The 8,066-nt window shown below is 62.7% G+C and carries 6 protein-coding genes and 1 pseudogene; 6 read left to right on the top strand and 1 reads right to left on the bottom strand.

Translation table 11 applies throughout. The features are described 5' to 3' along the window. Positions 1 to 17 precede the first annotated feature (17 nt). The 4 genes and pseudogenes from OJJ21_RS09865 to OJJ21_RS09850 form a co-directional block, all read left to right on the top strand. A complete protein-coding gene (locus OJJ21_RS09865) occupies positions 18 to 980 on the top strand; it encodes a tripartite tricarboxylate transporter permease (RefSeq protein WP_297685679.1) in 963 nt (320 codons plus the stop codon). A gap of 51 nt (positions 981 to 1,031) precedes the next feature. After that, positions 1,032 to 2,786, top strand: a complete 1,755-nt coding sequence (araD, locus tag OJJ21_RS09860; protein ID WP_297685677.1) for an L-arabinonate dehydratase — start codon at positions 1,032 to 1,034, stop codon at positions 2,784 to 2,786. A 20-nt stretch (positions 2,787 to 2,806) separates the two neighbouring features. Further along, positions 2,807 to 3,571 carry an HpcH/HpaI aldolase/citrate lyase family protein gene (locus OJJ21_RS09855; RefSeq protein WP_297685675.1) on the top strand — a complete coding sequence of 255 codons (765 nt, stop codon included), beginning with the start codon at positions 2,807 to 2,809 and terminating at the stop codon, positions 3,569 to 3,571. A gap of 67 nt (positions 3,572 to 3,638) precedes the next feature. Then, positions 3,639 to 3,893 (top strand): annotated as a pseudogene (locus OJJ21_RS09850) (IS3 family transposase); the annotation flags it as partial. Positions 3,894 to 4,390: 497 nt separating this feature from the next. Here the strand turns inward: OJJ21_RS09850 and OJJ21_RS09845 are convergent. Beyond that, positions 4,391 to 4,885 (bottom strand): MarR family transcriptional regulator, encoded by a 495-nt coding sequence (locus tag OJJ21_RS09845; RefSeq protein ID WP_297685673.1) that lies wholly within the window; start codon positions 4,883 to 4,885, stop codon positions 4,391 to 4,393. Between the two features lie 91 nt (positions 4,886 to 4,976). Here OJJ21_RS09845 and OJJ21_RS09840 point away from each other — a divergent pair, with 91 nt between their 5' ends. Continuing rightward, the gene (locus tag OJJ21_RS09840) at positions 4,977 to 5,477 is read left to right on the top strand and encodes a DUF302 domain-containing protein (protein WP_297685670.1); all 501 of its coding nucleotides are present in this window, start codon (positions 4,977 to 4,979) and stop codon (positions 5,475 to 5,477) included. A 112-nt stretch (positions 5,478 to 5,589) separates the two neighbouring features. Beyond that, a complete protein-coding gene (locus tag OJJ21_RS09835) occupies positions 5,590 to 8,034 on the top strand; it encodes a winged helix-turn-helix domain-containing protein (RefSeq protein ID WP_297685668.1) in 2,445 nt (814 codons plus the stop codon). The last annotated feature ends 32 nt before the right edge of the window (positions 8,035 to 8,066 follow it).

Below are 8,066 nucleotides of genomic sequence, written 5' to 3'. Positions count from 1 at the left end.
TGGCCGTTGCCAGATTAATGGCCGAGATGGCGGCGCAAAGCGGACGTCTCGGTTACACCTTCGGCCTGCCGCAACTGATGGACGGCATCGGTTTCGTCATCGTGGCCATGGGCATATTCGGGCTCGGCGAGATCGTCGGCAATATCGAGCACGAGGCGACAAGGCGGCCGATGGTGAAGACCGTCACCGGCCTGATGCTGACCCGCGCGGAGTTCCTGCGTATTCTTCCGCCGATCCTGCGCGGAACGCTGCTCGGTTCCCTGCTCGGCATCCTGCCAGGCGGCGGCGCGATGCTGGCCTCGTTCGGGGCATATGCGCTGGAAAAGAAGGTCTCGCCCAATGCCGCCGAATTCGGCCATGGTGCCATAGAAGGCGTGGCGGCGCCCGAGAGCGCCAACAATGCCGGCGCGCAGACCTCGTTCATCCCGATGCTGACACTGGGCATTCCATCCAACCCGGTGATGGCGATGATGATCGGCGCGCTGATGCTGCATGGCATCCAGCCCGGCCCGATGGTGATGACCCAGCAGCCGACGCTGTTCTGGGGAATCATCGCCTCGATGTCGGTCGGCAACCTGTTTCTGCTGGTGCTCAACCTGCCGCTGGTGGGCCTGTGGGTGCGGATGATCTCCGTCCCCTACCACCTGCTGTACCCGGCGATCCTAGCGTTCTGCGTCATCGGCGTGTTCAGCCTCAACAATGCGACCTTCGACGTCTGGCTAATGAGCGTGTTCGGCCTTCTCGGCTACCTCTTCCGCAAGTTCGCTATCGAGCCGGCGCCGATGCTCCTCGGCTTCATCCTCGGGCCGATGATGGAGGAGTACCTGCGGCGGGCGCTGCTGGTCTCGCGAGGCGATCCCATGGTGTTCATCACCCATCCCGCCAGCGCCGCGATGCTCGCGCTCAGCCTTCTTCTTCTCGCCATTGTTCTTGCGCCGGCACTGCGGCGCACGCGCGAGCAGGCGTTCCAAGAATCCTGACCCACAAGAATCCTGGCCCACACGAATCCTGACCTAGTTGACGAGCGTGCGATGAAAACCGACCGCAAAAGTTATGATGGTAAGACCCCTGACACGCTGCGCAGTGCGCGCTGGTTCGCGCCCGACGATCTGCGCAGCTTCGGCCACCGCTCGCGCGCCATGCAGATGGGCTACGGCCCGGAAGACTGGGTCGGCAAGCCGGTCATCGCCATCCTCAACACCTGGTCCGACGCCAATCCCTGCCACGCCCATTTCAAGCAGCGTGTCGAGGACGTGAAGCGGGGCGTGTTCCAAGCCGGCGGCTTTCCGATGGAACTGCCGGTGCATTCGGCGTCCGAGACCTTCCTCAAGCCGACCTCGATGCTCTACCGCAACTTCCTCGCCATGGAGGCCGAGGAGGCGATCCGCGCCCACCCCATCGACGCTGTGGTGCTGATGGGCGGATGCGACAAGAGCACACCGGGCCTGCTGATGGGGGCCACCAGCGCCGGGCTGCCGGCCATCTTCGTGCCGGCGGGGCCCATGCTGCGCGGCAACTGGAAGGGCAAGACCCTGGGCTCCGGCTCCGACGCCTGGAAGTTCTGGGACGAGCGGCGTGCCGGCAACATCACCGACCAGGAGTGGCTGGAAATCGAGGGCGGCATCGCCCGCAGCTACGGCCATTGCATGACCATGGGCACCGCCAGCACCATGACCGCCATCGCCGAAGCCATCGGCATGACGATGCCCGGCGCCTCCTCGGTGCCGGCGGCGGATTCCGGCCACATCCGCATGTGTGCCGAGGCCGGCCGGCGCATCGTCGAGATGGTGTGGGAGGACCTGACCCCCGCCCGCGTCCAGACCCGCGCGGCCTTCGAGAACGGCATCATGGTGGCGATGGCGATGGGCTGCTCCACCAACGCCATCATCCACCTGATTGCGCAGGCGCGGCGCGCCGGCTGCGACATCGGGCTCGACGACTTCGATGCGGCCAGCCGGCGGGTGCCGGTGATCGCCAATATACGCCCCAGCGGCAGTACCTATCTCATGGAGGATTTCTACTTCGCCGGCGGGCTGCCCGCTTTGATGAGCCGGCTACGCCACGTTCTGCATCTGGATGCCGTTACGGTTTCGGGCCGCATCGTGGGCGAGAACATCGCCAGCGCTGAGGTCTATAATGACGACATCATCCGTAGCGTCGACAACCCGATCTACGCGCAGGGCGCGCTCAAAGTACTGCGCGGCAATCTTGCGCCGCAGGGCTGTGTCATCAAGCCGAGCGCTTGCGAGCCGCGGCTGCGCCGCCACACCGGGCCAGCCATCGTGTTCGACAGCTACCCCGCGATGAAGGACGTCATCGACCGCGATGATTTCGAGGTCACGGCCGACCATGTGCCGGTGTTGCGCAATATCGGCCCGCAAGGCGGCCCGGGCATGCCCGAATGGGGCATGCTGCCGCTGCCGAAAAAGCTGGTGAAGCAGGGCGTGCGCGACATGCTGCGCATTTCCGACGGGCGGATGAGCGGCACCAGCTATGGCGCCTGCGTCCTGCACGTCTCGCCGGAATCTCACATTGGCGGCCCGCTCGCTCTGCTGCGCACGGGCGACCTCATCTCGATCGACGTCGAAGCCGGCACCATCGACATGGACGTGCCGAAGGACGAACTCGCGCGGCGCCGCGCTGCGTGGGTGGCACCGCCGCCGCATTATGAGCGCGGCTATGGCTGGATGTTCTCCCGCCATATCCGGCAGGCGAGCGAGGGCTGCGATTTCGATTTCCTCGAGACCGGATTCGGCGCGCCGGTCGGTGAACCCGTCATCTTCTAAAATCAGAAAGGCAAGTGCCTGTGGACATCCCCGCCAACCATTTCAAGCGTGCCATCTATAGCGGCGAGCAGCAGATCGGGCTGTGGAGCAGCCTTGCCAGCCACATCACCGTCGAGATCCTCGCCGGCTCGGGCTATGATTGGCTGCTGATCGACACCGAGCATTCCCCCAACGAACTGCCCATGGTGCTGACCCAACTTCAGGCATGCATGGAGCACCGCACGCACCCGATCGTCCGCCCGCCGGTGAACGATCCAGTTGGAATCAAGCGCCTGCTCGACGCCGGTGTGCAGAGCTTCCTCGTGCCGATGGTGGAGACCGCCGAGCAGGCGGCCGCCGCGGTCGCCGCGACGCGGTATCCCCCGCATGGCGTGCGCGGCTTCGCGTCGGCATCTCGGGCCTCGCGCTTCGGCCGGGTGAAGGACTATTATCACCGCGCGCATGAGGAGATCTGCGTGCTGGTGCAGATCGAATCCGAGCTGGGCATGGCCAATCTGGAGGCCATCTGCGCGGTGCCGGGCGTGGACGGCGTGTTCGTCGGCCCGGGCGACCTGTCGGCCGCGATGGGCTATCTCGGCGACCAGGGCAACGAGGCGGTGGTGACCGTCATCGAGCAACTGATCCGGCGCATCGTCGCCGGCGGCAACCGCGCCGGCATCCTCACCGGCGACGAGGCGCTCGCGCGCCGCTATATCGCGGCCGGCTGCATCTACACGGCCGTGGGTTCCGACACCGGCCTATTGGCACGCGGCTCCGAAGCACTGCTGAAGAAGTTCAGGGTTTGACCCGATCTCCACGCTGACGCGGTCCATTGGTTTTAATCAGCGTCGTTCTAATCGGGTCGCCAGCGTCGTCCTGGACGCCCTCGAGCAAGCTCTGCACGACCACCGGCCGGCGTATCGGCCGGCCTGGTCCATCACAGCGACCGCGGCTGCAATATGTCTCGACCAAGTAAACTGAGCGCCTGGCCGAAGCTGGGGCCGAGCCTTAGGTTGGAAGCGTCGGCGACAGCTATGATAACGCATTGGCCGAGTCAGCAACATCCCGTCGGCGGAAGCCGAGGAGCGCTACTACGCCATGCTCGGTGAGACAGCCATGGCGGCATGACTTAAACCAAATGGCCTCCGGCAAACCCGGGGCGGCTCAAAAGGCCTCGGGCGGCGGAAGCTTTGCGGATGCTGATCGAGCGGATCGTGCTGACGCCTGGCGAGGAGCGAGGCGAGATTTTCGCGGCGCTGCACGGCGAACTGCGCACCATCCTTGAATGGACCGAGCGCCAAGCCATCGGAAAGACCGCTAGAAAAACAAAACCCGCAGCCGAGGCCGCGGGTTTTGTCGGTATCAGTGGTTGCGGGGGTGCGCAGTCACCGATATCGACACTCACTAGAAGTGGCGGTGTAGCGGCATTGAAACTCGGCATGAGGTTGCGTTGCTCCCACCCTCCGCACCATAGAAATTGCTTGATATGTAGCGGTGAATCGGTCCAGTAGCGCAACGCGCGGCTGCGCTAAATTACGTACTGTCAAAAAATCAGCTTTCAGCTTTGACCGATCCAGTTTTGATCGAACTTCAAAATCTATCTACTAGAGCTCCAGAGTCTGATCTTACTCATGCTCGGTCACTTCAACGACAAGCTCTGTTTTCGTCACAGCTCGCATTAGAGTCCGCAGCTCCGAATCTTGGTTGCTGCCGAAGGCCGTATCGAAACCGGTTTGGGCCATGGCCCAGTATGCCCAAGCCTTGTCGAGGCGTTCCCGGCCAAGGTCCGTCAGGCGAAGCTTCTTGCTCCTGCGGTCCGCAGCCCCTTTCACGATTGCGATGAGACCATCTCGCTGCAGCGGGAGAATATTCCGGCCAAGGGTCGTTCGATCCATGACCATGGCGTCGGCAAGACCATTGATGGTCAACGGCCCGAGTGTCTTCAACTTGGCGAGGATTGAGAACTGGGTGATGCGCAGCCCTGACGGTGCCAGGTGCTGGTCATAGTACTGACTGACGTGCCTTGCCGCTTGGCGGATCGCAAGGCAGGTGCAGAACTCAGGTGAGGTGGGTCTCATAGTAACCTTGACAGCCTTGAGCATATAGGCGTAGCTGCTCATATATGAGCGTATATACGCTCATATCAAACCGGCGAAATCGATAATTTCCGTGTGGTCAGGAAATATGTCCGCGGACACGGAGCAAGCAGCCATGATCGAGAGCTTTAGCGTTCAGCACTGCGAGCATGTTAGCCAGCGTTCTTTTGAAGATGTGGTCACCCGTTTTGAGGCCGAGCTCGGAAACCTCGCGGATCCCGCCATCATTCCGCGCGAGGTCGCCGCGGCGACGGGGTCGGCGGATTTCGAAGCGCGCATAAAGGCTTATGAGGGCCGGAGCGGATTCATGCGCTTCCTGACCAACGACCATGGAGCCTGGATGACCCGCATGGGCGTCGAAGCCAAGATCCGGTCGTACATCATCGGCAATCCTCTGGTGGCCAGGACCATGATCACTCACGACCCTGGTGTCGGCCTGAACGTTCCAATCAGAGTCCTCATCTTCCAGACGGCGTCGGGTGAAGTGCGTCTAGCCTATGACCTGCCGTCATCTCTGATGAGCCGTCTCAACAATGACGAAGTCTCCGCGTCTGCTTTCAGGCTGGATACGAAGCTTCGCGACCTAGCGGAACTCGCAACCGGGGTGCCCGCCTGATGGTGGCGAAGGAGCCACGCAGTGCGGGCCGCGCATGGAACGATCATTCGGACGGCGATTCTGCAGGAGTGCGGTGTCTCGCACTTTTCAACGGATATTGTGTTAACGCTCCATGGCTGCTGGCGACGTCATCTCGTTCGGACCCTACCGGCTGATCCCTGAGGAGCGCCTGCTGCTGAGGGACGGAGCGGCCGTCGATGTCGGCAGTCGAGCGCTCGATGTCCTCGTCGCGCTTGTCGAAGCGGCCGGCGAGGTCGTCAGTCAACGTGACTTGATCACCCAAGCTTGGCCCGGCGTGGTGGTGGGCGATGGCAGCCTGAGAGTGACGATCGCCAGTCTGCGCAAAGTGCTGGGTAATGGCGAGGACGGGGCGAGATACATAACTAGCGTGACGGGGCGAGGATATTGTTTCGTCGCGCATGTCGATCGCTCCATAGCTCCATCTCTGGTGTCGGCGTCGCTGCCTGTCTCCTCTGAGGCTTTTTCCGTTCCGAAGCACAGGCTTCCGCCACGCCTGGCACGCATGGTCGGTCGTGAAGACGCCGTTGAGGCGCTGTCAACGCTGCTCGCCTCCTGGCGCTTCGTCAGCGTGGTGGGTCCGGGGGGCATGGGCAAGACGACGGTGGCTGTCTCCGTTGCCTATGCCCTGCTCGATGAGTTCAACGCTGCCGTCTACTTTGTAGACCTGGGTGCCGTCACCGACGCAGCCGTCGTGTCGAGCGCTGTCGCAACTGCCGTGGGCGGCTTCGTACAGGCGCATGATCCCCTTCCCGGTCTCATGGCGTTCCTGGCGGGTCGTCGGGTCTTGCTGGTTCTCGACAACTGCGAGCATGTCATCGACGCTGTGGCTTCGCTGACAGAGCGTCTCTACAATGAAGCGCCGGAGGTGCATATCCTCGCCACAAGCCGGGAGGCGCTACGCGCGGAGGGCGAGCACGTTCACCTCCTGGCGCCGCTGGATTACCCCGCCGTGCGAGAAGACCTGACGGCGGCCGAAGCCCTGGCTACATCCGCGGTGCAGTTGTTCATGGAGCGTGCTTTTGCCAGCGGCTATGCTGGGTCGCTGACAGACGCCGATGCCCCAACCGTCGCGGCAATCTGCAGCCGACTGGACGGCATTGCGCTCGCGATCGAACTCGCGGGCAGCCGAGTCGGTGCCTATGGGCTGCAGGGCACGGCCGACCTGCTCAGCAATCGATTCAAGCTCCTATGGCAAGGACGCCGAAGCGCCCCGCCTCGTCATAAGACACTGGCCGCGATGCTGGACTGGAGCTTCAATCTCTTGTCCGATTGGGACCGGCGCGTGCTCAGCCGCCTCTCGATCTTTGTTGGCGTGTTCACGCTCGAAGCGGCTCAGGTCGTGGCTGCCGACGACCAGGCTGATGCGATTGATGTTGCTGAAGCGATTTCCAGCTTGATCGACAAATCGCTCGTTTGGGTCGCGCCGGGCGACGGGATTGCACACCATCGGCTGCTCGATTCAACGCTGGCCTTCGCGGCCGAAAAACTCGCACAAACCGATGAGGCGAACGGTGTCGCCAGACGACATGCCCTCTATTACGCGAATCGGCTTTCGAGCGGTGCAGGCGAAGGTGTCTCAATCACCATCGAAGACGTGGGCTTCGCCGCCCCGTACCTGGGCAATATTCGTGCTGCCCTGGAATGGAGCTTTTCCGTCGCTGGCGAGGCGGCGATCGGCGTACAGCTGGCCGCTGCCGCGGCCCCATTGTTCTTTGATCTCGACTTGTTCATCGAATGCGTTTGCTGGTGCGAACGAGGCCTGGCAGCGTTGCCCAAAAGCGACGAAGGGAGCGCTATCCACCTGACGCTGCGGGCGTTCCTTCCCGCTTCGGCGATGTTTACCCAAGGCAACAGCGACGACGTGCGCAGAGCCATCGAGGACGCGCTGAGTTTGGCCGAGGCGCGTGGCGATCATGTATATCAAATGCACCTCCTGGTCGGTCTGAGCATCTTCCTGACCCGCATCGGCGACTTCCAGGGTGCGCTAAAGGTCGCCCAACGCAACATGACAGTCGCCGAGACGACAGGCTCGCCCGGCGTTATCGCCACGGCGGAATCGGTGCTGGGGGTTGCTTACCACTTGGTCGGCGATCAAATGGGCGCGCGGCATCACTGCGAACGCGGCCTGACAAAAGCCGAGGTTGCGGGCGCCGCGCAAGTGGCCTTCTTTGGTTACGATCATGAGATTCGCGCCCTGATTGCGCTCGCGCGCTGCTACTGGCTGATCGGGCTTCCGGATCGTGCCGCCAAGACTGCAAGGCAGGTGATCGACTTGGCGACCGAGCGCGATCACCCGGTGAATCTGTGTATGACTTTGATCTTCACGACAACTGTATTCCTCTGGCGCGGCGACCTCGATGAGGTGGAGCGGCTTATCCGACGCCTTCTGGGTCACGCCACGCGACATTCACTTGGCCCCTACCACACACTCGGTATGGCATTGAGCGGTGAGTTGGCCGTTGCGCGCGGCAATTCGGCGGAGGGCGTAGCACTCTTGCGTCATTCTCTCGAAGTGTTGATTTCCATTGAGAGTTGACCCGGTAGGCACGGATTTTTCCATCGAGAAGT

This window comes from Ferrovibrio sp., from assembly GCF_025869515.1.
Taxonomy (GTDB): Bacteria; Pseudomonadota; Alphaproteobacteria; order Ferrovibrionales; family Ferrovibrionaceae; genus Ferrovibrio.
Note: the sequence above shows the minus strand (reverse complement) of the source record. Positions and strands in the feature narration are given on the sequence as shown.

Bases quoted from the DNA above. Each gene is read 5' to 3' on its own strand.
- araD (WP_297685677.1), top strand. From the start codon at position 1,032: ATGAAAACCGACCGCAAAAGTTATGATGGTAAGACCCCTGACACGCTG.
- OJJ21_RS09845 (WP_297685673.1), bottom strand. From the start codon at position 4,885: ATGAGCAGCTACGCCTATATGCTCAAGGCTGTCAAGGTTACTATGAGA.
- OJJ21_RS09840 (WP_297685670.1), top strand. From the start codon at position 4,977: ATGATCGAGAGCTTTAGCGTTCAGCACTGCGAGCATGTTAGCCAGCGT.
- OJJ21_RS09835 (WP_297685668.1), top strand. From the start codon at position 5,590: ATGGCTGCTGGCGACGTCATCTCGTTCGGACCCTACCGGCTGATCCCT.
- OJJ21_RS09865 (WP_297685679.1), top strand. From the start codon at position 18: ATGGCCGAGATGGCGGCGCAAAGCGGACGTCTCGGTTACACCTTCGGC.